Origin of the sequence: Streptomyces sp. N50 (assembly GCF_033335955.1) — a bacterium.
Classification (GTDB): domain Bacteria; phylum Actinomycetota; class Actinomycetes; order Streptomycetales; family Streptomycetaceae; genus Streptomyces.
Genome location: NZ_CP137549.1, coordinates 1,478,368 through 1,502,880, shown reverse-complemented (window position 1 = coordinate 1,502,880; position 24,513 = coordinate 1,478,368). Strand labels below are relative to the sequence as shown.

Here is a 24,513-nt window from a genome sequence, read left to right as displayed (position 1 = left end):
CCGGCCACCGCGCGCTAGGGTCGGCACAACAGCGACGTTACTGATCGGTAAGGGGTCTGCCATGCAGCTCGGGATCAACCTCGGCTACTGGGGTGCCGGAATGGACGGCGACAACCTCGCCGTGGCGCAGGAGGCCGACCGCCTCGGCTACTCGGTGTGCTGGGCCGCCGAGGCCTACGGCTCCGACGCGGCCACGGTGCTCACCTGGGTCGCCGCGCAGACCGAGCGCATCGACGTCGGCTCGGCCATCTTCCAGATCCCGGCCCGCCAGCCCGCGATGACGGCGATGACCGCCGCGACCCTCGACTCGCTCTCCGGGGGCCGCTTCCGCCTCGGCCTCGGCGTCTCGGGCCCGCAGGTCTCCGAGGGCTGGTACGGCGTCAAGTTCGACAAGCCGCTGGCACGCACGCGTGAGTACGTCGAGATCGTCCGCAAGGCGATGACCCGCGAGCGCCTGTCCTACGACGGCGAGCACTGGACGCTGCCGCTGCCCGGCGGCCCGGGCAAGCCCCTCAAGCTGACCGTGCACCCGGAGCGCGAGCACATCCCGCTGTACATCGCGGCGATCGGCCCGAAGAACCTGGAGCAGACCGGCGAGATCGCCGACGGCGCGCTGCTGATCTTCCCCTCGGCCGAGCACCTGGAGGACACCGCCATCAGGTACCTGCGGGCCGGGCGCGAGAAGGCGGGCAAGACCCTCGAAGGCTTCGACATCGTCCCGACGGTCCCGCTCGCCTTCGGCGAGGACAAGGACGTCGAGAAGCTCGCCGACACCTTCCGCCCGTACACCGCGCTGTACGTCGGCGGCATGGGCAGCCGGCAGCAGAACTTCTACAACAAGCTGGCCCAGCGCATGGGCTTCGAGGCGGCCGCTGCCGAGATCCAGGACAAGTACCTGTCCGGCGACAAGGAAGGCGCCGCCGCGGCGATCCCGCACGACCTGATCGACAAGACGACGCTGCTGGGCTCCGTGGACCGCATCGCGGACCGGATGAAGGAGTACGCGGCGGCCGGTGTCACCACCCTGACGCTCGCCCCGGCGGGCTGGACCCTGGAGGAGCGGATCGCCGCCCTCCGCGCCGGAACGGAAGCACTGGAGCGCGCGGGTCTCGCGTGACGCGGCTCTGCCGTACGGAAGTTTTCTACGGCCGTGGTGGGGGCTCGGGGGGTCTTCCCCGCCACGGCCGTCACGGGGAACAACGCGCGGCGGGCCGTGCGGTTACGCCCCCGACGGGACATCCGTAGTCCTCCTTTTGGCGGAGTTGTCCGACAGTGCTGTTGCGGCACCTCTGGCGCCGCATTTGACTCGTTCTTTGCGGAATGCGGCGGAATCCTGCATGGAGGTGCGTTCAGATGCTGTCGGCCAAGAGTCTGTTCCAGGAGATCCTCGACAACGACGAGTCGTTCCGGCTGTTCTGCTCCATCGCGGCCAGCGGCGAGTCCCAGGGCGGCTGGGAGAACGGACGCATCGCCGTCCTCGTCCCGCCGGCCGAACGCGACCTCGCCCCCAAGATCAGCCGGCACGGCGCAGACGAGGACAAGCACGGGCGCATTTTCAACGCCCTTCTTAAGAAGCGCGGCCTTACACCCGTCCCGGTTCCGGCCGACACCGACTACACGATGCTTCTGGAGCGGCAGGGCATCGGTCTCGCGCACGAGAAGCTCAAGGGCGAGACGCCGCTCACCGTCCAGGACATCGTCACCTATCTCGCGCACAGCCGGGTCACCGAACAGCGCGCCTCCGAGGAGATGGACCTGCTGCGCAGGAACTTCGCCGACCACCCCGACCTCGGCCGCGCGGTACGGATGATCTCGAACGACGAGGACAACCATCTCGCCTACTGCCACGAGGAGTTGCTGCGCTTCGCCGCCGCCGGACACGGCCGCGCCATCCAACGGACGCTCCGGGAGTGCGCGTTGGCGGAGATCCGCGTCTACCGTGACGTCAGCCTCGCGGTGATGGCCCACATGGGACGCGTCCTCGGCTGGCCGCGCGCCAAGTCGGCCGCGCTCGCCGCGGGCATCCACGCCGTGTACGCCTACGAACGGCTCGGCGGCTGGCGGCGGATGGTGTCCCTGAGGATGCCGGAGCGCCGTGACGCCCTCGGCGGACCGGCCACCGCGGCCGCTGAGTTCGCGTAGGCCCGAGAAGCGCTCTACAGCCAGCCGCGCCGCTTGAACGTCCGGTACAGCAGCACCTCCAGGGCGAGCATCAGCAGGATCACCCCCGGATACCCCCACAGCCAGTGCAGCTCCGGCATGTGGTCGAAGTTCATGCCGTAGATCCCCGCGATCATCGTGGGGACGGCGGCCATGGCGGCCCAGCCGGAGATCTTCCGCATGTCGTCGTTCTGCCGGACGCTGGTCTGCGCGAGATGCGCCGACAGGACGTCCGACACCAGCCGGTCCAAGCCCTCCACGGACTCGTTGACCTTCATCAGGTGGTCGTTCACGTCACGGAAGAACGGCCGCGACCTGTCGTTCACGAACGGCACCCGGTCCCCGGCGAGACCGACGCCCGCGAGCCGGGCCAGCGGCTGTGCGAGCGGTCCGGTCGCCCGGCGGAACTCCAGGATCTGCCGCTTGAAGGTGTAGATCCGCGAGGCCGTGGTCCGCGAGCCGCCACCCGTCGGCGAGAACACCGCCGCCTCCAGCTCCTCCAGGTCGGTCTGCAACTCGCCCGCCACGTCCACGTAGTGGTCGACCACCGCGTCCGCGATCGAGTACAGCACCGCCGTCGGCCCGTGCCGCAGCATCTCCGGCTCCTCCTCAAGACGGTGTCGTACGGCCGCCAGGGGAGCCTCCATGCCGTGCCGGACGGTCACCACGAAGGAGTCGCCCACGAAGACCATGACCTCGCCGGAGGTGACGACGTCGCTGTCGGCCTCGTAGCCCACCGGCTTGAGGACCACGAAGAGCGAGTCGTCGTAGACCTCCAGCTTGGGGCGTTGATGCGCGGTGAGGGCGTCCTCGACGGCCAGGGGGTGCAGGGCGAACTCCTGGGTGACGCGGTCGAACTCCTTCTCCGTAGGCTCGTAGAGGCCGATCCAGACGAAGGCGTCGCCCACGCGGCGGCAGTGGTCCAGGCCGTCGGAGAAGTCGCCGGGCCCCTCCGTCCGGCGTCCGTCACGGTAGATGGCGTAGTCGACGATCACGGTGCGTATTCTCCCGCCGTCCGGTCGAAGACGCACCCGCACGTGCGCCTACCCTTGGCCCCATGCCCACGTTGATCCTTGTCCGGCACGGACGTTCGACCGCCAACACCGGGGGAGTGCTCGCCGGCTGGACGCCCGGTGTCGCCCTCGACGAGCGGGGCAACGCCCAGGCCGCCGCGCTCCCCGGACGGCTCGCCGCGCTGCCGATCGCCGAGGTCGTCGCCAGCCCGCTGCAGCGCTGCCAGGAGACCCTCCAGCCCCTCCTGGACGCCCGCCCCGAGCTGCGGCTGCACACGGAGGAGCGGATCGGGGAGTGCCACTACGGGGACTGGTCGGGCCGCAAGCTCGCCGAGCTGATGGACGAGCCCCTGATGGAGGTCGTCCAGTCGCACCCCTCGTCGGCCGCGTTCCCCGGCGGCGAGTCGATGCGCGCGATGCAGACCCGCGCGGCCGAGGCCGTACGCGAGTGGAACGCGCGCGTGGAGCGCGATCACGGCGCCGACGCCGTCTACCTCATGTGCTCGCACGGCGACATCATCAAGTCCCTTGTCGCGGACGCACTCGGACTTCATCTCGACCTCTTCCAGCGGATCTCTGTAGAACCGTGTTCCATCACCGCGATCCGTTACACCCGTCTCAGGCCTTTTCTCGTACGGCTCGGGGACACCGGTGATCTCGCCTCCCTGGCGCCGCGCGAGGAGCCCCCGGGCGACCACGCCACGGTCGGGGGCGGCGCGGGCGCACCGTGATCGTCGGCCGCAGTAGGGTGAAGCGGTCGCAGTAGCGCCGCACTTGTCAGCAGTCGATTCCCATGGAGACAGGACGTGTCCCGTCAGGTGTTCCTCTACGACCCGCCGGACCGCTTCGTAGCCGGCACGGTCGGACTGCCCGGGCGCCGTACGTTCTTCCTCCAGGCCGCCTCGGGTCCTCGGGTGACCAGCGTGGCCCTGGAGAAGACGCAGGTCGCCGCGCTCGCCGAGCGCATGGACGAGCTTCTGGACGAGGTCGTACGGCGCAGTGGCGGCAGCGCGGCCGTCCCGGCCGTCACCCCCACCGAGATCTCCGACACCCGCCCGCTGGAGACCCCCGTCGAGGAGGAGTTCCGCGTCGGCACCATGGCGCTCGCCTGGGACGGTGAGGAGCAGCGCATGATCGTCGAGGCGCAGGCCCTCGTCGAACTCGACGCCGACACCGACGAGGACCTCGCCGAGGCCGAGGAGCGCCTCCTCCAGGACGAGGAGAACGGCCCCCCGATGCTGCGGGTCCGCCTCACCGGAGCCCAGGCCCGCGCCTTCGCCAAGCGGGCCCTGGACGTCGTCAACGCCGGCCGTCCGCCCTGCCCGCTGTGCAGCCTCCCGCTCGACCCGGAAGGACACGTATGTCCGCGCCAGAACGGATACCGCCGCGGAGCGTGACCACGGCCGAGCTGCTCGCCAAGGGTGAGCTGACAGTGCGCGGGCAGATCCGCGAGGCCTCGAACGCGGTGCTGTTCTGCTCCGTGACGTACGAGGGCCGCGAGGCGTCCTGCGTGTACAAACCCGTCGCCGGGGAGCGCCCCCTGTGGGACTTCCCGGACGGCAACCTCGCCCGGCGCGAGGTCGCCGCCTACGAGGTCTCCGAGGCGACCGGTTGGAGCCTCGTGCCGACCACCGTGCTGCGCGACGGGCCGTACGGCGAGGGCATGTGCCAGCTGTGGATCGAGACCGCGGCCGAGTCCGAACTGCTCGCCCTGGTCGACGGCGAGGAACCCGAGGAGGGCTGGAAAGCCATCGGCTTCGCCGAGGTCGGCGAAGGCAAAACGGCCCTCCTGGTGCACGCCGACGACGAGCGGCTGCGCAGGCTCGCCGTCCTGGACGCGGTCATCAACAACGCCGACCGCAAGGGCGGCCATCTGCTGCCCGCCGACGAGGGGCGCCTCTACGGCATCGACCACGGTGTCACCTTCAACGCCGAGAACAAGCTGCGCACCCTCCTGTGGGGCTGGGCGGGCGAGCCGCTGACTCCGGAGGCGGTCGACGTCCTCCAGGCGCTCAGGGAGGCGCTGAGGGACGGTGGCGGGCTCGCCGTGAAGCTCGCCGAGCTGATCACCGACGCGGAACTCGACGCCACGCGCGCGCGGGTCGACGCGATGCTGGCGGACGGGAAGCATCCCGAGCCGAGCGGTGAGTGGCCGGCCATTCCGTGGCCGCCGGTGTGACTGCATACGAGCGGTGACCCCGCAAGAGCGCCTTACCGGCCATACGGCCTGGTCCGGTTCGTAAACGGATTATCCGTCCGGTTACGCTCATGACATGTATGCCTGGCCCGCTTCTGAGGTCCCCGCCCTTCCCGGCAAGGGCCGCGACCTCCGGATCCACGACACCGCGACCGGCGGTCTGGTCACCCTGGACCCCGGTCACATCGCCCGTATGTACGTCTGCGGCATCACGCCGTACGACGCCACCCACATGGGGCACGCGGCGACCTACAACGCGTTCGACCTCGTGCAGCGCGTGTGGCTCGACACGAAGCGGCAGGTTTACTACGTCCAGAACGTGACCGACGTCGACGACCCGCTCCTGGAGCGCGCCGAGCGCGACGGCGTCGACTGGGTGGCCCTCGCGGAGAAGGAGATCGCGCTCTTCCGCGAGGACATGACCGCGCTGCGCATGCTGCCCCCGAAGCAGTACATCGGCGCGGTCGAGGCGATACCCGGCATCGTGCCGCTCGTCGAGCGCCTCAGGGACGCCGGTGCCGCCTACGAGCTGGAGGGGGACACCTACTTCTCCGTAGGGTCCGACCCGAACTTCGGCAAGGTCTCGAACCTCGACGCGGCCGCCATGCGCCTGCTGTCCGCCGAGCGCGGCGGCGACCCGGACCGCCCGGGCAAGAAGAACCCGCTCGACCCGATGCTCTGGATGGCGGCCCGCGAGGGCGAACCGAGCTGGGACGGCGGTTCGTTGGGCCGCGGGCGCCCCGGCTGGCACATCGAGTGCGTGGCCATCGCCCTGGACCACCTCGGCATGGGCTTCGACGTGCAGGGCGGCGGCTCCGACCTCGCCTTCCCGCACCACGAGATGGGCGCCTCGCACGCCCAGGTGCTGACCGGCGAGTTCCCGATGGCCAAGGCGTACGTCCACGCCGGCATGGTCGGCCTCGACGGCGAGAAGATGTCGAAGTCCCGGGGCAACCTCGTCTTCGTCTCCGCACTGCGCCGCGAGGGCGTCGACCCGGCCGCCATCCGGCTCGCCCTGCTCGCCCACCACTACCGCTCCGACTGGGAGTGGACCGACGGGGTGCTCGCGGACGCGGTCGCCCGGCTCGGGCGCTGGCGTGCCGCCGTCTCCCGGCCCGATGGCCCCTCCGCCGTCACGGTCGTCGAGGAGATGCGCGAGGCCCTCGCGAACGACCTGGACGCCCCGGCCGCGCTCGCCGCGGTCGACCGCTGGGCCGCTCTCCAGCGGGACCGGGGCGGCAGCGACGAGGGCGCCCCCGGCGTCGTCTCGCGTGCCGTGGACGCCCTGTTGGGCGTGGCCCTCTAGCAACAGCCCACAGAACAGGGGCGGTTCCTCCCACCCGGGAGGAACCGCCCCTGTCTCACATCCTGTTGACCGGCGGACTCACTCCTCGGAGGAGTCCTCGTCGTCCGCGTCGGCATCCGGCTCCGGCTCCGTGTCCGGCTTCGCGGGTCTCGTCGGCTTCGCACGGCCGCCGGGGTTGTCCCGCAGATACGACGCGCTGTCGCTGCCGTCCGCCGTCGCGTGACCACCGGGCGTCGGGTTGCCGCCGCCGTCACGCCTCCGCAGATAGCGTTCGAACTCACGCGCGATCGCCTCGCCCGACGCCTCCGGCAGCTCCGCGGTGTCCCGGGCCTCCTCCAGCGTCTGGACGTACTCGGCGACCTCGCTGTCCTCGGCGGCCAGCTGGTCCACGCCGACCTGCCAGGCGCGCGCGTCCTCGGGCAGCTCGCCCAGCGGGATACGCACGTCGATCAGGTCCTCCAGGCGGTTGAGCAGCGCCAGGGTGGCCTTCGGGTTGGGCGGCTGCGACACGTAGTGCGGCACCGCCGCCCACAGCGACACGGCCGGTACGCCCGCGTGCGTGCACGCCTCCTGGAGGATGCCGACGATCCCGGTGGGACCCTCGTACTTCGTCTCCTCCAGGTCCATCCGCTGCGCCAGGTCCGCGTCCGACGTGGTGCCGCTGATCGGCACCGGACGCGTGTGCGGGGTGTCACCGAGCAGCGCGCCCAGGATCACCACCAGCTCCACGCCCAACTCGTGGGCGAAGCCCAGCAGTTCGTTGCAGAACGAGCGCCAGCGCATCGACGGTTCGATACCTCGGACGAGTACGAGATCGCGCGGCTTCTCGCCGCCGACCCGGACCACCGAGAGGCGCGTTGTCGGCCATGTGATCTTTCGCACGCCGGCGTCCATCCACACCGTGGGCCGGTTGACCTGGAAGTCGTAGTAGTCCTCGGCGTCCAGCGCCGCGAACACCTCGCCCTTCCACTCCCTGTCCAGGTGCGCGACCGCGGTGGAGGCGGCGTCGCCGGCGTCGTTCCAGCCCTCGAACGCGGCCACCATCACTGGGTCGATCAGCTCGGGAACCCCCTCCAGCTCGATCACCCAGCGCCTCCTTCCGATCTGCCCTCGCGTACGCCCCAACCTTACGGCGTCCGGCGGGGGCGCCCGCAGCCCCCTTGCACGGGGGAGTGAACCCATGCCTGCCCCGTCCGGGACGGTCGAACACACAAGATCGCCATCCTGTGCGGACCCGTCCCGGCCGGTCACTCCTCCGATGGATCAGCTGGGCGCGTCACTCGATCACAGGGTCGAACGCAGCCACTGCTCCACGCTCGCGATGTGCACGGTCGCCCACGACCGCGCCGCCTCCGCGTCCCGGTCGCGCAGCGCGCCCAGGATCGCCCGGTGCTCGTGCAGGGTCCGGCTCACCGCGTCCTCCTGGGTCAGACCGCGCCAGATCCGGGCTCGCGTGGTCGGCCCGGACAGACCGTCGAGGAGCGAGCAGAGCACCGAGTTGCCGGAGCTCTGCACGATGCCCCGGTGGAACTCCAGGTCGCACGCGACCAGTTCCTCCACCGAGGGGGCACCGCCCAGCGCGTCCAACTGGGCGGAGAGCGCGTCCAGTTGCTGCTCGCTGATCCGCAGCGCCGCCATCCCCGTGGCGGCCGGCTCCAGAATCCGCCGTACGGCCAGGAATTCGAGGACCGTGTCGTCGCGGTGGAAGTCGACGACGAAACTCAGCGCCTCCAGCAGGAGTTGGGGATCGAGGCTCGTGACGTACGTGCCGTCGCCCTGCCGCACGTCCAGGATGCGGATCAGTGACAGGGCGCGCACGGCCTCCCGCAGGGAGTTGCGGGACAGGCCCAGTTCGGCGGCGAGTTCGCTCTCCTTGGGCAGCCGGTCCCCGGGACGCAGCGCGCCGGAGACGATCATTCCCTTGATTTTCTCGATCGCCTCATCGGTGACTGCCATGGCCGGCCTCTCTCTTGCTCAGACGTCCGATGTATCAGGTGCATTATGCGGGTTCAGCAGGCTGAACGGGAGGGAAATCCACAGCTCAGGCAAGTGCTTCGAGCTCCGCGAGCACGGCTTCCTCGTCCAGCGTGGCCAGTGTCCGGTTCCGCATCAGCACCCGGCCGTCCACCACCGTGTCCCGTACGTCCGCCGAGTGCGCCGCGTACGCGAGCGTCGACCACGGGTCGTGCAGCGGCCGCAGATGCGGCGCGTCGAGATCGAGTACGACGAGATCGGCCCGCTTGCCGGCCTCCAGCGAACCCAGGTGATCACCCAGGCCCAGCGCTCGCGCGCCCTCGATCGTCGCCATCCGTACGGCCTGTTCGGCACCGACCGCAGTCGGGTCACCGCCCGCCTTGTGCACGAGAGCCGCCTGCCGTACGGCGCCCAGCACGTCCAGCGTGTTGGAGCTGACCGCACCGTCCGTGCCCAGCCCGACGGTGACGCCCGCGCTCAACAGCCGTGGCACAGGCGCGATTCCGCAGCCCAACTTCAGGTTGGAGACGGGACAGTGGGCGACCGACGTACCCGTACGGGCCAGTGCCGCGATCTCCGGGCCGGTCAGATCCACGGCGTGCGCGAGCAGCAGATCGGGACCGAGCAGCCCGAGCGAGTCGAGCAACTCCACAGGCCGCTTGCCGTACTTGACCTCGACGGTGGCGACCTCGGTCGGGTTCTCCGCCGCGTGGATGTGCAGGAGTGCCCCGAACTCCCTTGCCAGAGCGGCGATTTCGACCAACTGGTCAGGGGCGAGGGTGTAGGTCGAGTGCGCGAAGAGGACCGGGCGCAGGCCGGGGCGTGTGGTGCCCCGCGCCGCCAAGTCCCGTCGCGCCCAGTCGAGTCGGTCCTCGTAGGCGAGACGGTCAGGCGGTTCCGGTACGTCCATGAAGGTGGGCCCGGTGTGCAGTCGCCAGCCCGTCTCGCGCGCCGCCTGCTCGGCCGCCTCGTGGAACCAGTACATGTCGAGCGCCGAGGTCACCCCGGCCCGCACGCTCTCGGCCACCGCGAGCCGCACCGCTGCCGCCACGTTCTTCGGCGTCAGCAGTTCGGCCTCCCACTTCAACACCCGTTCCAGGAAGCCCTGGAGAGTCACGTCGTCGGCCCGGCCGCGCAGCAGCGTCATCGCGAGGTGGGTGTGCGTGTTGATGAGTCCGGGCAGGACGAGACAGCCCGACGCGTCAATGGACTCCGCCGCCCTGAACCGAGTTGTCAGCTCCGCGGCCGGTCCTACGGCGACGATCGCGCCCTCGTGGACGGCAACTGCCCCGTCCCGTACGACCGCTCCGGCCTCGTCGACGGTGAGGACGTCACCGCCGTGCACCAACAGGTCGATGTTCAAGGTGCTCACGCCGTCAACTCCTCGCCCTCGGCGAGCAGTCGGAGCGCCTCCAAGGAGACGATCGCCCCGCGCTCGACACCGGCCGCGACGACCTCCCGGTGCGGGTCGTACCCTCCGGTGGTCTCCGCGTCGACGAGTTCATCGGCGTTGGCACCGTCGATGACCAGCACCCCGCCCGCGACAAGACCCCGCAGCGAGGCCGTCACCAGCAGCGCCGACAGCTCCATCTCGATCGCCGCGAGCCCGGCGCCGTCGTAGGAGAAGAGGGGGAGGAGGCCGGGCTGGAAGGCCGCTCGGGTCCAGACGATGCCGCGGTGGTGCGGGGCGTCGGCGGCGCGGGCCGCGCGCTGGAGGGCGAAGACGGCCTCGGGGGAGGAGACGGCCGGGTACTCCGGGGGGAGGAGTTGCTGGGTGACGCCGTCGTCGCGTACGGCCGCCTCGGCGATGACGAGGTCGCCGTCGCCGATGCCGGGCTTCATCGCGCCCGCCGTGCCGAAGCGCAGGAAGGTGCGGACGCCCGCGTCCGCCAGTTCCTGGAACAGCAGGATCGCGCCCGGTCCGCCCACTCCGTGCGAGGCGACGGTGACCGGCAGGCCCTTCCAACTCCCGCTGAACACACGGTATTCGCGGTGGTACGACACCTCCTCGGCACCGTCCAGCAGCGCGGCGACGGCAGCGGCACGCGCCGGGTCGCCGACGACGACCGCGTGCACGGGAAGTCCGGTGCGAGGAATGCGGGTGATGGGCAGCAGGTCCTGCGTCATGTGGTGGCTCCGGAAGGGGAGTTGGCGGTACGGCGACGGCGGCGGGCCGTCGAGAGGAAGAGGGCGACGAGCGTCACGACGTAGGGCGCGGCGTCGGTGGCCTGTTGGGGCAGGCCGACGCCCTGGAGGCGGAAGCCGGCGGCCTCGGCGAGACCGAAGAGCAGCGCGGCGAGCAGCACGCCGACGGGTGCCGCGCGGCCGAGCATGACCGCGACGACGGCGATCCAGCCCCGGCCCGCCGTCATGTTCTCGGAGAACAACGTGACGTTGCCGAGCGCGAGTTGGGCCCCCGCGAGCCCGCACAGGACACCCGAGATCAGCACCGCCGCGTACTTGTACTTCGCCGGGCTCACCCCGAGCGTGGCCGCCGCGTCCGGCGCCTCACCGACCCCGCGCAGCCGCAGCCCCCACACACTCCGGGACAGCATCACCGCGGCCACCGCGACCGTGACGAACGCCAGATACGCGAGCGGGGTGAAGCCACCGACCAACGGCAGCCCGGCGAGTGACGGATCGTCGAAAGTGCCCTGCACACCGAAGACCGTACGCAGCAGGAAGCTGGTCAGGCCAACTGCCAGGAGATTCATGGCGATTCCGAGAACGACCGCGTCCCCGCGCAGAGTTACCGCGCCGACGGCGAGGATCAGCGAATACGCGGCCGCCGCGAGGGCGGCGGCGAGGACGCCGAGCCAGGCACTGCCCGTGAACCAACTCGTGGCCACCGACGTGAAGCAGCCCATCAGCATCATGCCTTCGAGGCCGATGTTGAAGACGCCCGCACGCTCGCACAGGGCACCGCCGAGTGCGGCCAGCAGGATGGGGGTCAGCGCGCGCAGCGCCGACATCAGCAGATCGGAGTCGAAGAACATCACGCGGCCCCGATTTCCTGAGGGCTTTCCTGGGAGCTTTTCCGGGGCCGTCTCCTGAACCACCCGCTGGGGAAGCGCAGTCGGGCCGCCAGGAACACGATCACGATGGCCTGGAGCACCTGTGTCAGCTCGCGCGGCACCTCGGTCGTCCGCTCCATCGCCAGGCCGCCGACCGCGAGGACGGCGAAGAAGAAGGAGGCGACGACCGTGCCGAGCGGCGCCGCGGCTGCGAGCAGGGCCGCCGTAAGTCCCGTCCAGGTGTAGCCGGGTGCGGTGAGCGAGCCGTCGACGAAGCGGTACGGGAAGCTCAACACCCCGATGGCGCCCACGAGTCCGGCCAGTGCGCCGGAGACGGACATCAACTTGAGGGTGAGGCCCCGGCGTTCGACACCGGCGTAGGCGGCGAAGCGGGAGTTGAGGCCCGTCATGCGGATCTCGTAGCCGAACGCCGTGCGCTTGTCGGTGAACCAGTAGGCGGCCGCCGCGAGGACCACCAGGACGAGCCCGATGGTGACCGTCGAGTCGCCGAACGCGGGCAGCGCCACGCCGTCCGGCATCGCGCGGGTCTGGGGGAGGCTGGAGCCGGGTTCCTTGAGCGGGTAGCGCGCCAAGTAGGAGGCGAGCGAGACCGCCGGGTAGCTCAGCAGCAGGCTGCTGACCAGGAGCGGGACGCCGAGCCGGTTCTCGCACAGGGCGGCCAGGGCGGCGTACGCGGCGCCCGCCGCCATGCCCGCGAGCAGGGCCAGTACGACGGTCAGGGGGGCCGGCAGCGGGGAGTAGAGGCCGGTCACGGCCGCCGTGATGCCGCCGAGGACCATCTGGCCGTCGCCGCCGAGGTTGATCAGCCCGGCGCGCAGCGGGATCGCCAGCGCGAGCGCCACGCCGAGCACGCTGGTGCCGGTGCTCAGCGTGGAACCGATGCCGTCCGCGCCGAGCGAGCCGGTGAGGACGGCGCCGTACGCCGTGATCGGGTCCGCGCCGGTGCCGACGAGGAACAGGGCGCCGATGACCAGGCCCGCGAGCACGGAGAAGGTGACGGGGGAGCGCAACACCCCTGATATGCGCGGTATCTGAGTGTGCGTCATGTCAGTCGACGGCCTCCGTCGGCGCTACGGCCCCGCCCGCCATGGCGAGTCCCAGCGCCCGTTCGTCCGCCTCGTCCTTCGTGTACGTCGCCGTGACCCGGCCCTCGTACATCACCAGGACCCGGTCCGCGAGGCCCCGGATCTCACTCAGTTCGGCGGAGACGAGGAGGACGGCGTGACCGGCGTCGCGGTAGGCGACGATCTGGTCGTGGATGTTCTGGATGGCGCCGATGTCGACCCCGCGCGTGGGCTGCTCGACGAGCAACAGCGGTGCCTCATGGGCGAGTTCGCGGCCGATCAGCAGCTTCTGCAGATTGCCGCCGGACAGCGCGGAGGCCAGCACCTCGGGGGTGGCCGCCTTGATGCCGAAGCGCTCGACCAGTCGCCCGGCGTGGGCGCGTACGGCCGCAGGCGGCAGAAGTCCCTTGCTGGACAGGGACGTTCGGTGGTGGCCCATCGCGAGGTTGTCCGCGACGGAGGCCGCCGGTGCCGTACCGACGGCGTGCCGGTCCTCGGGGACATAGGCGAGGCCCTGCGCACGGCGCTCGGTGGCCGAGACGTGGGTGATGTCCCGGCCCTTGAGCGTGACCCGGCCGGAGGCGACCGGCCGTAGCCCGGCCAGGGCCTCGATCAGCTCGCTCTGGCCGTTGCCCGCGACGCCCGCGATGCCGACGATCTCCCCGGCGCGGACGGTGAGTCCCACATCGTGGACGGCGTCCGTGGTGAGGTCTCTCACGTCCAGGACCACCTCACCGGGTGTACCGGGCGCGTGCACGCGGTCCAGCTCCACCGCGCGGCCGGTCATCGCGGCGGCGATCTCGTCGGCGGAGGTGTCCGCGGTGACCAGGCGGGCGACGACCCGGCCGTCCCGGAGCACGGTCACGTTGTCGCTGCCTTCGAGGACCTCGCGCAGCTTGTGGGTGACAAGGATCACCGTGCGGCCCTGCGCGGCCAGCGACTTGAGGACCGCGAACAGGGCGTCGGCCTCGGCCGGCGTGAGCACGGCGGTCGGCTCGTCGAGGATCAGCGTGCGGGCGCCGCGGTGCAGCAGCTTCAGGATCTCCACGCGCTGGCGCAGGCCGACCGGCAGGTCGCCGACCCGGGCGTCCGGATCGACGGCGAGCCCGTGTTCCTCGGCCAGTTCACGCACCCGGCGGCGGGCCGCGGCCCGGTCCACCAGGCCGAAGCGGCGCGGCTCGGCGGCGTAGACGACGTTCTCCGCGACCGTCAGCGAGTCGAACAGCTTGAAGCTCTGGTGGACCATGCCGAGCCCGGCGGCCATGGCGGCGCTGGGGTCGCCGAAGGTCACCTCGCGCCCGTCGATCCGGATGGACCCGGCGTCGGCGCGCTCCATGCCGTAGAGGACCGACATGAGGGTGGACTTGCCGGCGCCGTTCTCGCCCATGAGGGCGTGGATCTCGCCGCGCTGGACGGTCAGGTCGACGGCGTCGTTGGCGAGCGTGCCGGGGAAGCGCTTGGTGATCCCCCGGAGCTCGACCGCCGGCTCAACTGGCGGCGGGGTCATCGACCTTGAGCTCTCCGGAGACGATCTGGTCGCGCAGCGCCTTCACCTTCGTGAGGACGTCCTTGTGCTGGGCGATCACGCACTTCGACGAGTCGACGCCCGCCTCAAGGCCGGTGAGGCTGATGCCTCCCTCCTTCAGGCCGTACGACACCGTCGTGCCCGTCTTGCCCGCGAGGACCTGCTCGACGCCCTTCTCCACGGCGACGTCCGTCTTCTTGATCACGTTGTCGACGACCGTGCCGGGGGACGAGACGCACTGGTTGACGTCGACGCCGTACGCGAACGCGCCCTTGGCCTTCGCGGCCTCGAAGACGCCGTAGTTGCCGGCCGCGGCCGCCGCCATGATCTGGTCGGTGCCCTTGGAGAGAAGGGAGTTGGCCTGCTCCTTGGCGCGCGCCGAGTCGTCGAAGGGGGACTGGCCGCCGACGAAGCGCGTCGACGCGGACGTCTTCGCGGCGACCTTCTTGGCGCCGGCCGCGAACGGGTCGCTGTAGCGCCGGAATTGAGGTGTGTCGAGCACGTCCACCGCGCCGACCTTGCCGCTCTTGCTGAGCAACCCGGCCTCGGCGCCCGCGAGATAGACACCCTCGTGCTCACGGAACACCGCGCACGTGACGTTCTTGAACGTCTTCGTCGTGCACGCGTCGATCATCAGGAACTGCTGCTTGGGGTGCGCCTTCGCCTGCTGCGCCACGAGGTCCGCGAACTCGAAGCCGACCAGCACGATCACGCTCGGGCCCGCGTCCACGGCGGCCTGCACGTTCTGCTGCTGGGACGCGGTGTCCGTCGACTCGTAGACCTTCTCGGTCCCGTCGTGCGTCTTCGCGGCGGCCTTCACACCGGTGACGGCGAGCTTCAGGAACTCGTTCTGCCCGACCGCGTCCGGCGTGACCAGCGTGAACGACTTCCCGCTGCCGCCGCTCGCGCTGTCCGAGGCGTCGGTCTTCGCGGCGGCGTTGCAGGCGGTGGCGGCGGTGACCATGAGCGTGGTGGCGGCGACGAGCTGCAGGGTGCGACGTGATCTGCGGAGCATGGGGACCTTCCGGGGTACGGCAAGGCGCGCTCCGGCGGGAGCGCGTGCGACCAGATGGTGAGACGGGATGAGACGAGGGGTGGACGCGAGAGGGACAGGTCAGCGTCGACAGCAGTCGCTCGCGCAGCGGCCGTGATCGAGGAAACGGCGCATGGTGAGCAGCACACGTCCTCCTTCGTCTCGGCCTTCGGGCTGCGGGTGCTGGACTTTAACATTCGTTTTGAGACACCCGCTCGACTGTCTCGAACTGTGGTTCTTCCAGGTCATGTACGGTGACCGACACCATCGGAACAGCAGGAGTGTCCCGTTATGTCCCAGGAATTGCGTGCCGTCGACTGGACCGGCACCGGTCTCGCACTCATCGACCAGACCCTGCTCCCGCACCGCAACGAGACGATGACTGTCCACGATGTGGACACCCTGGTCGACGCGATCCAGCGCCTCGTGGTGCGTGGCGCCCCCGCGATCGGCGCGGCCGGCGCGTACGGCGTGGCGATCGCGCTCATCGAGGGCGAGCGGAAGGGCTGGACCGAGGCCGAGACGCGCGCCGCCGTAGCCCGCGTCCGCGAGGCCCGCCCCACCGCGGTCAACCTCATGGTGTGCGTGGACCGGGTCATGACCCGCTTCGACGAGGGTCTCGACGCGGTGCTGGAGGAAGCCGCCGCAGTCCAGCGCGAGGACGTCGCGGCCAACCGCGCGATGGGCACGTTCGGCGCGGACTGGCTGGTCGAAAGGCTCCAACAGGTGGGCGTGGACCGCCCGTTGAGGCTCCTGACGCACTGCAACACGGGCGCGCTGGCCACGGCCGGCTGGGGCACCGCACTCGGCGTCATCCGCGAACTCCACGCGCGCGGCCTGGTGGAGGTCGTCTACGCCGACGAGACGCGCCCCCTGCTCCAGGGATCACGCCTGACGGCTTGGGAGTTGGTCCAGGAAGGGATCCCGCACTACGTCCAGGCCGACGGCGCCGCCGCCGGCACCATCCTGCGCGGCGAGGTCGACGCTGCGATCGTCGGCGCCGACCGCATCGCGGCGAATGGCGACACCGCGAACAAGGTAGGCACGGTGGGCGTGGCTCTGGCCTGCGCGGACGCCGGCATCCCGTTCCTGGTGGCGGCCCCGACGACCACGGTCGACCTTTCGACGGAGACCGGCGACGACATCCACATCGAACTCCGCGGCGAGGCCGAGGTGTTGGAGTGGTCGGGGGTGCGGACGGCTCCCGTCGAATCCCGGGGCCACAACCCGGCTTTCGACGTAACCCCGGGCCGCTTGGTGACCGGACTGGTCACGGAACGGGGCGTGTTGGAGGTCGCGGCAGGCGAACTCCCGGCCGACCGCCTGAAGTAACGGCGACTTTGAAGCACCGCCAGTTCCCCGCGCCCTAGGGGCGCGGGGAACTGCGCGACCGGCCCCCACCGGCGCGCGCTTTGACTACTACGCTTCCCGCGGAGTGCTGAGCTCCAACTCCAGCAACCACTCAACAACTTCGGTGTGATGCCGGGCTTGACGAGGATCCGCCCCCCACACATACAACCCGTGCCCGGCCACAACCACCGCCGGCATCCGAGGCTCCCGAGCCGCCTCCAGCCGATCCCCAAGCACCTTCATATCCTGGCTGTTGGCGATGACAGGCAGCGTCACCTCGACATCATGCGCAGGCTGCCCAACACCCTTGAGCATCTCGACATCCTTGAACACGATCCCGCCCGGAGCCCGCCGCCCCATGGCAACGGACGCCACGGTGTGCACGTGAACGACGGCCCCCGCCCCGGTCAACGCAGCCACACGCGCATGCAGTTCAGCCTCGGCGGACGGCTTCCCACCCCGCACGGCCGCACCCTCGGCGTCCACCAACACCACATCGTCGGAAGTCAGTTCACCCTTGTCGTGCCCGCTAGCAGTCACCGCCAGCAGCAGGGGATCCCGGCCCACCACCACCGACAAATTACCGGAGGTCCCCCGCATCCAGCCGAACGAGGCGAACCGGGCGGATTCGGCGGCGAGTTGAGCCCCCGCCTCCTTCAGGTCGAGGTCACTGATCTCGCTGCTCACGTGGTGCTCCTTGAACTGGTGATGCCGATCTCGTCGAACGCCCCCGCCTGCGCGTGGTCGCCGACGCCTTGCTCGAAATACGGTTCGCCCGGCCGCCGTACGCCCACCGCGTGCCACCCCGCGGACACGGCCGCGTCCAGCTCGCCGGGCCGGTCGGAGAGGAAGAGCAGCCGGGACGGGTCGACGCCGGTCGCCTCCGCGATACGGCGGTACGACTCCGGCTCCTGCTTGGGGCCGGCGTTCTCCGTGTCGTAGAGACCGGAGACCAGCGGCAGGAGGTCGCCCTCCGGGCTGGACGTGAACCACGCGCGCTGCGCGGCGACCGAGCCGGACGAGTAGACGTACAGCCGCAGGCCCGCCGAGTGCCAGGCGCGCAGGGCCGGTACGACGTCGTCGTAGAAGTGCGAGACGAGGTCGCCGCGGGCGAAGCCCTCCGACCAGATGATGCCCTGGAGGGTCTTGAGGGGCGTGGCCTTGCGGTCCTCGTCGAGCCAGGTGTTGAGGGTCTTCTCGATCTGTACGGCGTCGGCGTCCGGGGAGTCCGTCAGCTCGCGAACCTGTGCGATCGCCCGGGCCACGGCGGGATCGTCGGCCCGCTCGGTGAGCAGGTCGGCGAAGCGCGAGCGCGAGTACGGGTAGAGGACGTCGACGACGAATCCCGTGGCGCTCGTGGTGCCCTCGATGTCGAGCACCACGGCGTCCACGGTGAACTGCAAGGTCACGCGGCGGCCTTGTCCTGCTGGTAGCCCGCGTCGATCGTGTCGTAGTCGGGGAAGCGCGAGGCGATGGTCGAGCCGGTGAAGTTGCCGACCCAGCCGTCCTCCTCGTGGAAGAAGCGGATCGCGGTGAAGGCGGGCTTGGTGCCCATGTCGAACCAGTGGGTGGTGCCGCGCGGCACGCCCAGCAGGTCGCCCTTCTCGCAGTAGACGGCGTGCACTTCGCCGTTCACGTGCAGGTAGAAGATGCCGGAGCCGGAGACGAAGAAGCGGACCTCGTCATCGTCGTCGTGCGTGTGCTCCTGGAGGAACTTCGCGCGGGCGCCGGCCGCCTTCGCCGGGTACTCCGGGTCGTCGCTGGGGTGCAGGCCGAGCACGTCGACGGTGGTGAAGCCCTCTTCGGCGTTGAGCTTGTCGATCTCCGGGCCGTAGGCGGCGAACACGGTGTCGCTGTCGGCGTCGGCCGGGACGTCCTCACGGATCGGCCACTGCTCGTAGCGGACGCCGATCGGGGCGAGCGCGGCGGCGATCTCGACGGGGTCGGCGGTACGGCGCACGAGGGTCTCGGGGCCGGACTCGGACCAGGTGGTGAGCAGCGTCATGGGAACTCCGAAAAGTGGGCGGGATGTCCGGATGCTGGGACGAGCGCCCGGACCGGTGGGGGAGGCAAAGGGGCACAGCGTGACCCGTCGTACCGGGTCGGGCCGGTTATGCGATGGTAACCGCCGTCGGTGAACGGGCCGGATGTGACGTAGTCGTTGTCTCACGTGGTGAGAAACCGCTTCCATTCCTTTGACCAATGGCCGGAAACGTTCTCATGATCTCCCTATGAAGACGCTGCTGCTCGTGCGGCGGCTGTACGTGGACTTGCTCCGGTCGACCACAGCCAGCTGTCGCTGACCACACCCGGAGCCATCGGTACGCCCCGCATCGCGGGCCGTCCGCCGCCTGTCCCGCCGTTCGTGCGGTGGCGCACCCCTTGTGCGATGGCGCGTTTTCGCCCCCGGCTCCGGGTGAGCACTCCGTCCTTTCCCCTCCCGCTCTCATCTCGGCAGTACCCCGCACCAGGAGCCCCTCATGTCCCGTACCCGCGTCCCCCTCGCCGCGCTCTCGCTGGCCTCCGTCTCCGCCCTCCTCCTGGCGGGCTGCTCGCAGTCCACGGACGCCTCGAAGAGCGGCGACGACACCGCGGCCTCGGCCTCGGCCGCCACGGGCAAGGAGCCGGCCCCCTTCAGCAAGGGCACGGTCAAGGTGGCGCTCGTGCGGCAGAGCGGCGCCGGCGACTACTTCGAGCAGTGGGGCAACGGCGCGAAGGCGCAGGCCAAGGCCCTCGGCATCGACCTGACCGTGTACGACGCGCAGGCCGACAACGCCAAGCAGGCCACCGACCTGTCCTCGGCGATCAACTCCGGCGCGCAGGCGATCATCGTCGACCACGGCTTCCCCTCGACGATCCAGCCCGAGATCGACCAGGCTGTGAAGAAGGGCATCAAGGTCGTCGTCTACGACGTCGACCAGACCAACAAGTCCGTGATCAGCACCGAGCAGGACGACGCCAGCATGGCGAAGGCCGTTCTCGACGTGATGGCCAAGACGGTCGGCAAGAACGCGAAGGTCGGCTACGTCAACGTCGCCGGCTACGCGGCCCTCGACAAGCGCAACTCCGTCTGGAAGACCGCCGTCGACGCCAACGGCTGGAAGCAGCAGTTCAAGGTCGGCAAGGTCACCGACTCCACGGCCACGGACAACGTTCCCCTGGTCTCCGCCGCGCTGACCCAACACTCCGACGTGGCAGGCGTGTTCGCCCCCTACGACGAGCTGGCCAAGGGCACCGTCCTCGCCGTGCAGAACAAGAAGCTGCAGAGCAAGGTGAAGGTCTTCGGCGCGGACGTCTCCAACGCCGACATCCAGAACATGACCGCCGCGAACAGCCCGTGGGTCGCCACCGCCGGCACCGACCCGTCGGCGGTCGGCGCGGCCGTCGTCCGTACGGCGGCCCTTGAGCTGGCGGGCCAGTTGAACAAGACCTCGGTCGACTTCCCGGCCGTCGCCATCACCCAGGACTTCCTGCGCAAGAACAAGATCGAGAACATGGACCAGCTGCGCGCGGCCCTGCCCGCCCTGAACCTCTCCAAGGTGAGCACCGCGGACTGGATCCCCAATGTCGCCCACTGACAAGGCGGTTGACGTGACGGCCGTCGACGCCGCGGTCTCGCTCCGCGACGTCAGCATGGCCTTCGGCGGCAAGACGGTGCTGGCCTCCGTCTCCCTCGACATCGCACCGGGCAGCGTGGTCGCGCTGCTCGGCGCGAACGGCGCGGGCAAGTCCACGCTGATCAAGATCCTTTCGGGTGTGCACACGGACCACGGCGGGGAGGTGCGGGTCGCAGGGGAGCCCGCAGCTCTCCAGTCGCCGCTTGCCGCCCGGCAGTTGGGCATCCAGACGGTCCACCAGCGGATCGGCGAGGGCATCGTGCCCGGCCTCACCGTCGCCGAGAACCTGGTCTTCGAGGAGCTGGCCCAGCGCCGCGGCAACCCGTTCCTCAACGGCCGCCGCATGCTGGCCCGCGCCCGCGAGATCCAGGCCGCGCTCGAACTCGGCTGGAGCGACGCGGTGTTGCGCCGCGACGTCACCGAACTGGGCATCTCCGACCGCCAGTTGCTCATCCTGGCCCGCGCGCTGGCCACCCGCCCCCGGCTGCTCATCCTCGACGAACCGACCTCCGCGCTCTCCGCCGCCGAGGCGGAGCGGCTGTTCGCCCTCGTCGAGAAGATGCGCGACGACGGCATCGCGGTCCTCTACGTGTCCCACCGCCTCGGCGAGATCGACGCGCTCGCCGACCGGCTGGTCGTTCTGCGGGACGGCGGTCTCACCGACGACCAGGTCAAGCCCTTCGACTGGGACAGCGCCCTGCGCGCGATGCTCGCCCAGGCCCACGAGGCGACGAGCGCCCGCCCGCAGCGCGGCGGCGAGCACGGCGACGTCGTCCTCGCCCTGCACGGCGTCCACCTCTTCGCGGGCCGCGCCCCTCTGGACCTCGACCTCCGCGCCGGTGAAGTCACCGGTGTCGTAGGCCTGTTGGGCGCCGGCAAGACCGAACTGGCCCGCGGTCTCTTCGGCGCCGAGCCCTTCCCCACCGGCAAGGTCGAACTCGACGGCAAGCCGTACGCACCCCGCCGCCCGTCCGACGCCATCCGCGCCGGCGTCCACCTCGTCCCCGAGGACCGGCACGCCGACGCGCTCGTCCCCGGCTGGTCGGTGGCCCAGAACATCTCGCTGCCGTTCCTCAAGTCGCTGTCCCGGGGCGGGCTCGTGAACACCGGGCGGGAGGACGCCCTCGGCCGCGAGACCATCGACGCCCTCGGTGTCGTAGCCCGCGACGAGCACAGCACGGTGGAGGAGCTCTCCGGCGGCAACCAGCAGAAGGTCGTCGTCGGCCGCTGGCTCGCCGAGACACCTCGTGTCCTCATCCTGGACGAGCCGTTCCGAGGCGTGGACATCGGCGCACGGCGTGACATCGGGCGCCGGGCGCGTGCGCTGGCCGCGGAGGGTGCGGCTGTGCTTGTCCTCTCCGCGGATGTGGACGAGGTGCTGGAGATCGCCGACCGGGTCGTCGTGCTGGCGGCCGGCGAGGTCCACCTCGACGCGTACGGCGAAGACGCGGAACGCGACCGCGTGATCCAGACCATCTCGGCGTCCGTGTGATGCCGGCAGACCAGTCCGGCGGTGTCCGTGTGATGCCCGCCCCGCACGAAGTCGCACACGAAGCCACGGCAGGAAGTACGCCATGACCACCACCCAGAGCACCGAGGTCCCCACGAAGCCGGTGACCGGGCCCGGGGACGCCCTCGGCCCGCGCGTCCAGAACGCCGTCATCAAGTACGGCTTCATCTTCGTCACGGTCGCGCTCTTCCTGTACTTCGCGCTGAGCGAGGGCTCCTTCCGCGAGTCGGCGACGATGCTCGACACCCTGCGGTACGTCTCCGTCGCCGCGATCCTCGGCCTCGGCGTCACCCTCACCATGGCCGTCGGCGGGATGGACATGTCCGTCGGCGCGGTCGCCGGGCTCGGGGTCACCGTCGCCGCCAAGACGATGGTGACGTACAACCAGGTCGGTACGGTCGCGATCCTCGCGGTGATCGCGGCGGGCGCGCTGGCCGGACTGCTGAACGCCCTGCTGATCGTGGTCATGAAGATCCCGGACATGCTGGCCACCCTCGGCACCATGTTCGTCATCCAGGGCACCAAACTCATCCTGGTCGACGGCCAGTCCATCTCCGCCGGCATGACCGAGTCCGACGGCAGCACCGCCCCTGGCAAGTTCACCGACGGCTTCCTGCGCATCGACCGGGGCACGCTCCTCGGCATCCCCATCTCCGTCCTGATCTTCGGCGCGCTGACGGTAGTCGCCTGGGTCTTCCTGGCCCGAACCCGCTGGGGCCGCGTCCTGTACGCCATCGGCGCCAACCCCGAGGCCTCCCGCCTGGCGGGCATCCGCGTCGGCGCGTACCGGGCCCTCGCCTACGTCCTCTCCGGCGTCCTCGCCTCGATCGGCGGCCTGATCCTGGCGTCCCGCATCGGCCAGGGAGACGTGAGCGCGGGCACGTCACAGCTGCTGGAGGCGGTCGCCGTCGCACTGGTCGGCACGTCGGTCCTCGGCCGGGGCCGCCCGAACGTCTGGGGCACGGCACTGGGCGCCGTCCTCATCGGCATCATCACCACCGGCCTGACCATCAAGGGCCTGCCGTACTACACCCAGGACGTCGTCGAGGGCGCGGTCCTCATCCTCGCCCTGGTCTTCAGCTTCACCCTGTCCAAGCGCCGCACCGCATAAGGAAGTTCGAGGAGTTCGTACGATGGGCTACCGCATCCTGGAGACCGACGACATCCCCGGCTACCTGCACGATCGGGGCCACTGGGCGGACGTGACCGACATCCACGTCCGCGAGGTGTCGGACGGCAACATGAACCGGGTGTTCCTCGCGTCGAACGCCGACGGCAGCCACAGCCTCGCCGTCAAGCAGGCGCTGCCCTGGGTGCGGGTCGCCGGCCCCTCCTGGCCGATGAGCCCCGAGCGCGCCGACGCCGAGGCGCGGGCGTACGAACAGGTCGCGCGGGTCGCCCCCGACAAGATCCCGGCGATCCACGGCTACGATGCCGACAACTACGCCCTCGTCATGGAGGACATGTCCGACCTGGAGGTCCTGCGTACGGTCCTCAACGGGGGCGCGTCCTACGGCCCGGACACCTCGGCCCGGATCGGCGCGTTCGTCGCCCAACTCGCCTTCGCGACCAGTGACTTCGGCATGGCCTCCGCCGACCGCAAGGCGCTGATCGCGGCCTCGGTGAGCCCCGAGCTGTGCAAGATCACCGAGGACGTGGTGCTGTCCGAGCCGTACATCGAGCACGAACACAACCACTGGCTACCGGAGTTGACGGACCTGGCCGCCGCCTTCCGTGCCGACGCCCGCCTGCGCACGGAGGTCGCCGACCTCCGGTACACCTTCATGACCAGCGCGCAGGCCCTCCTCCACGGCGACCTCCACACCGGCAGCGTCATGGTCGGCGAGCGCGAAGGCGCCCCGGTGGTACGGGTCTTCGACCCCGAGTTCTCCTTCGTCGGCCCGATCGGCTACGACCTCGGCCTGTACTGGGCCAACGTGCTGGTGTCGGAGGAACGGGCCCGCGAACTGGGCACGTTGACCGACCACGCCGACCAACTCGCCCTCTCCTGGCAGGCGTTCGAGACGGAGTTCCGCCGCCTCTGGCCGACCCGCGTCGACACCTTCTTCGACGACGCCTACCTCGACCGCTTCCTCTCCCGCGTCTGGACCGACTCGATCGGCTACGCCGGCACGGAGATCGTCCGCCGCATCATCGGCTTCGCCCACCTGACCGACCTGACGACGTTGCCGGATCCGGTGCCGGCGTCGCGGCGGGCGTTGCTGTTGGGGCGCGAACTCATTGTGCGGCGCGGGGAGTTGACGTCACCGGAGGCTGTCCGGGCGCTGGTCTGAGTCCGGGAGGGAGGACGGCCAGGCCGGGTGGGAGCGTCCCCCTCGGGCCGCTGCCTCATCGGACCGCTGGCTCGATTGGCCCTCGGTCCCGTTGAGTTGCCGCTCCTGTGGGGCTGAGCCCGCTGGGTTTCTGCTCCCTCTGCGGGGCGGGGGAGCGCACTTCGTGGGGCCGCCGCGTCCATCGGGTCCCTGGCCCCCATTGAGCGGCTGTCTCCGGCGGGTCTGTGGATCCGTCGGGTCTCGCCCCGTGTCGGGTCTCAGTGTCGGTCGGGCTTTGGTCTCCCATCGGGTGTCGGCGTGCGTCGGCGTGCGTCGGCGTGCGTCGGGTGTCGGCGTGCGTCGGGTCTCGGCGTGCATCGGGTGTCCGCCCGTCTCGGGTGTTCGCGTCCGTCGGGCTTTGGCCTCCGTAGAGTCTGCGTGTTCGTCGGGTTTTGG

At 70.4% G+C, this 24,513-nt stretch carries 23 protein-coding genes; 11 read left to right on the top strand and 12 right to left on the bottom strand.

What is annotated here, in order from left to right; genetic code table 11:
- Window positions 1-61 precede the first annotated feature (61 nt).
- Window positions 62-1,117, top strand: a complete 1,056-nt coding sequence (locus tag R2B38_RS06320) for an LLM class F420-dependent oxidoreductase (RefSeq protein ID WP_318015333.1) — start codon at window positions 62-64, stop codon at window positions 1,115-1,117.
- Between the two features lie 236 nt (window positions 1,118-1,353).
- Window positions 1,354-2,142, top strand: a complete 789-nt coding sequence (locus R2B38_RS06315) for a ferritin-like domain-containing protein (protein ID WP_318015332.1) — start codon at window positions 1,354-1,356, stop codon at window positions 2,140-2,142.
- Between the two features lie 14 nt (window positions 2,143-2,156).
- Here the strand turns inward: R2B38_RS06315 and corA are convergent, their stop codons facing one another.
- On the bottom strand, window positions 2,157-3,155 hold the full coding sequence (corA, locus tag R2B38_RS06310; RefSeq protein ID WP_318015331.1) for a magnesium/cobalt transporter CorA: 999 nt from the start codon (window positions 3,153-3,155) through the stop codon (window positions 2,157-2,159).
- A 62-nt stretch (window positions 3,156-3,217) separates the two neighbouring features.
- On the opposite strand from corA, the gene R2B38_RS06305 reads away from it, so the two are divergent.
- The 4 genes from R2B38_RS06305 (at window position 3,218) to mshC (ending at window position 6,676) form a co-directional block, all read left to right on the top strand.
- Window positions 3,218-3,904: a histidine phosphatase family protein gene (locus tag R2B38_RS06305; RefSeq protein ID WP_033283699.1), complete on the top strand. Its 687-nt coding sequence runs from the start codon at window positions 3,218-3,220 to the stop codon at window positions 3,902-3,904.
- 75 nt (window positions 3,905-3,979) lie between these two features.
- The gene (locus tag R2B38_RS06300) at window positions 3,980-4,570 is read left to right on the top strand and encodes a DUF3090 domain-containing protein (RefSeq protein WP_033283700.1); all 591 of its coding nucleotides are present in this window, start codon (window positions 3,980-3,982) and stop codon (window positions 4,568-4,570) included.
- Window positions 4,534-5,352: an SCO1664 family protein gene (locus tag R2B38_RS06295; protein ID WP_318015330.1), complete on the top strand. Its 819-nt coding sequence runs from the start codon at window positions 4,534-4,536 to the stop codon at window positions 5,350-5,352. Before R2B38_RS06300 ends, R2B38_RS06295 begins: the two co-directional genes overlap by 37 nt.
- Window positions 5,353-5,446: 94 nt before the next feature.
- On the top strand, window positions 5,447-6,676 hold the full coding sequence (gene mshC / locus R2B38_RS06290) for a cysteine--1-D-myo-inosityl 2-amino-2-deoxy-alpha-D-glucopyranoside ligase (RefSeq protein ID WP_318015329.1): 1,230 nt from the start codon (window positions 5,447-5,449) through the stop codon (window positions 6,674-6,676).
- A gap of 78 nt (window positions 6,677-6,754) precedes the next feature.
- Here mshC and R2B38_RS06285 read toward each other — a convergent pair whose 3' ends face one another.
- From R2B38_RS06285 to R2B38_RS06250, 8 genes are all read right to left on the bottom strand, one after another.
- On the bottom strand, window positions 6,755-7,762 hold the full coding sequence (locus tag R2B38_RS06285) for a PAC2 family protein (protein WP_318015328.1): 1,008 nt from the start codon (window positions 7,760-7,762) through the stop codon (window positions 6,755-6,757).
- Window positions 7,763-7,960: 198 nt separating this feature from the next.
- The gene (locus tag R2B38_RS06280; protein ID WP_033283704.1) at window positions 7,961-8,632 is read right to left on the bottom strand and encodes a FadR/GntR family transcriptional regulator; all 672 of its coding nucleotides are present in this window, start codon (window positions 8,630-8,632) and stop codon (window positions 7,961-7,963) included.
- A gap of 85 nt (window positions 8,633-8,717) precedes the next feature.
- On the bottom strand, window positions 8,718-10,013 hold the full coding sequence (locus tag R2B38_RS06275) for an amidohydrolase (protein ID WP_318021596.1): 1,296 nt from the start codon (window positions 10,011-10,013) through the stop codon (window positions 8,718-8,720).
- 5 nt (window positions 10,014-10,018) lie between these two features.
- Window positions 10,019-10,777 (bottom strand): nucleoside phosphorylase, encoded by a 759-nt coding sequence (locus tag R2B38_RS06270; protein WP_318015327.1) that lies wholly within the window; start codon window positions 10,775-10,777, stop codon window positions 10,019-10,021.
- Entirely contained in the window at window positions 10,774-11,646 is an 873-nt protein-coding gene (locus R2B38_RS06265; protein ID WP_318021595.1) for an ABC transporter permease, read from the bottom strand. The genes R2B38_RS06270 and R2B38_RS06265 overlap by 4 nt, the downstream gene beginning before the upstream one ends.
- On the bottom strand, window positions 11,646-12,731 hold the full coding sequence (locus R2B38_RS06260; protein WP_318015326.1) for an ABC transporter permease subunit: 1,086 nt from the start codon (window positions 12,729-12,731) through the stop codon (window positions 11,646-11,648). The genes R2B38_RS06265 and R2B38_RS06260 overlap by 1 nt, the downstream gene beginning before the upstream one ends.
- A 1-nt stretch (window position 12,732) precedes the next feature.
- Window positions 12,733-14,256 carry an ABC transporter ATP-binding protein gene (locus R2B38_RS06255; protein WP_318015325.1) on the bottom strand — a complete coding sequence of 508 codons (1,524 nt, stop codon included), beginning with the start codon at window positions 14,254-14,256 and terminating at the stop codon, window positions 12,733-12,735.
- Window positions 14,237-15,289 carry a BMP family ABC transporter substrate-binding protein gene (locus R2B38_RS06250; RefSeq protein ID WP_318015324.1) on the bottom strand — a complete coding sequence of 351 codons (1,053 nt, stop codon included), beginning with the start codon at window positions 15,287-15,289 and terminating at the stop codon, window positions 14,237-14,239. The genes R2B38_RS06255 and R2B38_RS06250 overlap by 20 nt, the downstream gene beginning before the upstream one ends.
- Before the next feature lie 309 nt (window positions 15,290-15,598).
- Between R2B38_RS06250 and mtnA the strand changes: the two genes are divergently transcribed.
- Complete coding sequence (gene mtnA / locus R2B38_RS06245) at window positions 15,599-16,639, top strand: S-methyl-5-thioribose-1-phosphate isomerase (protein WP_318015323.1); 1,041 nt, start codon at window positions 15,599-15,601, stop codon at window positions 16,637-16,639.
- Between the two features lie 87 nt (window positions 16,640-16,726).
- On the opposite strand, the gene mtnB is transcribed toward mtnA, so the two are convergent.
- From mtnB to R2B38_RS06230, 3 genes are read right to left on the bottom strand one after another with little or no spacing between them, the layout of a single operon-like run.
- Window positions 16,727-17,344 carry a methylthioribulose 1-phosphate dehydratase gene (gene mtnB, locus R2B38_RS06240; RefSeq protein ID WP_318015322.1) on the bottom strand — a complete coding sequence of 206 codons (618 nt, stop codon included), beginning with the start codon at window positions 17,342-17,344 and terminating at the stop codon, window positions 16,727-16,729.
- Window positions 17,341-18,066, bottom strand: a complete 726-nt coding sequence (mtnC, locus tag R2B38_RS06235) for an acireductone synthase (protein WP_318015321.1) — start codon at window positions 18,064-18,066, stop codon at window positions 17,341-17,343. The genes mtnB and mtnC overlap by 4 nt, the downstream gene beginning before the upstream one ends.
- Complete coding sequence (locus R2B38_RS06230) at window positions 18,063-18,662, bottom strand: 1,2-dihydroxy-3-keto-5-methylthiopentene dioxygenase (RefSeq protein ID WP_318015320.1); 600 nt, start codon at window positions 18,660-18,662, stop codon at window positions 18,063-18,065. Before R2B38_RS06230 ends, mtnC begins: the two co-directional genes overlap by 4 nt.
- Before the next feature lie 475 nt (window positions 18,663-19,137).
- Between R2B38_RS06230 and R2B38_RS06225 the strand changes: the two genes are divergently transcribed.
- The 4 genes from R2B38_RS06225 to mtnK all read left to right on the top strand — a co-directional run bounded on the left by R2B38_RS06225 (window position 19,138) and on the right by mtnK (window position 24,078).
- A complete protein-coding gene (locus R2B38_RS06225; RefSeq protein WP_318015319.1) occupies window positions 19,138-20,235 on the top strand; it encodes a substrate-binding domain-containing protein in 1,098 nt (365 codons plus the stop codon).
- Window positions 20,222-21,766 (top strand): sugar ABC transporter ATP-binding protein, encoded by a 1,545-nt coding sequence (locus tag R2B38_RS06220; protein WP_318015318.1) that lies wholly within the window; start codon window positions 20,222-20,224, stop codon window positions 21,764-21,766. The genes R2B38_RS06225 and R2B38_RS06220 overlap by 14 nt, the downstream gene beginning before the upstream one ends.
- Before the next feature lie 82 nt (window positions 21,767-21,848).
- A complete protein-coding gene (locus R2B38_RS06215) occupies window positions 21,849-22,895 on the top strand; it encodes an ABC transporter permease (protein WP_318015317.1) in 1,047 nt (348 codons plus the stop codon).
- A 22-nt stretch (window positions 22,896-22,917) separates the two neighbouring features.
- Window positions 22,918-24,078 carry an S-methyl-5-thioribose kinase gene (gene mtnK / locus R2B38_RS06210; protein ID WP_318015316.1) on the top strand — a complete coding sequence of 387 codons (1,161 nt, stop codon included), beginning with the start codon at window positions 22,918-22,920 and terminating at the stop codon, window positions 24,076-24,078.
- The last annotated feature ends 435 nt before the right edge of the window (window positions 24,079-24,513 follow it).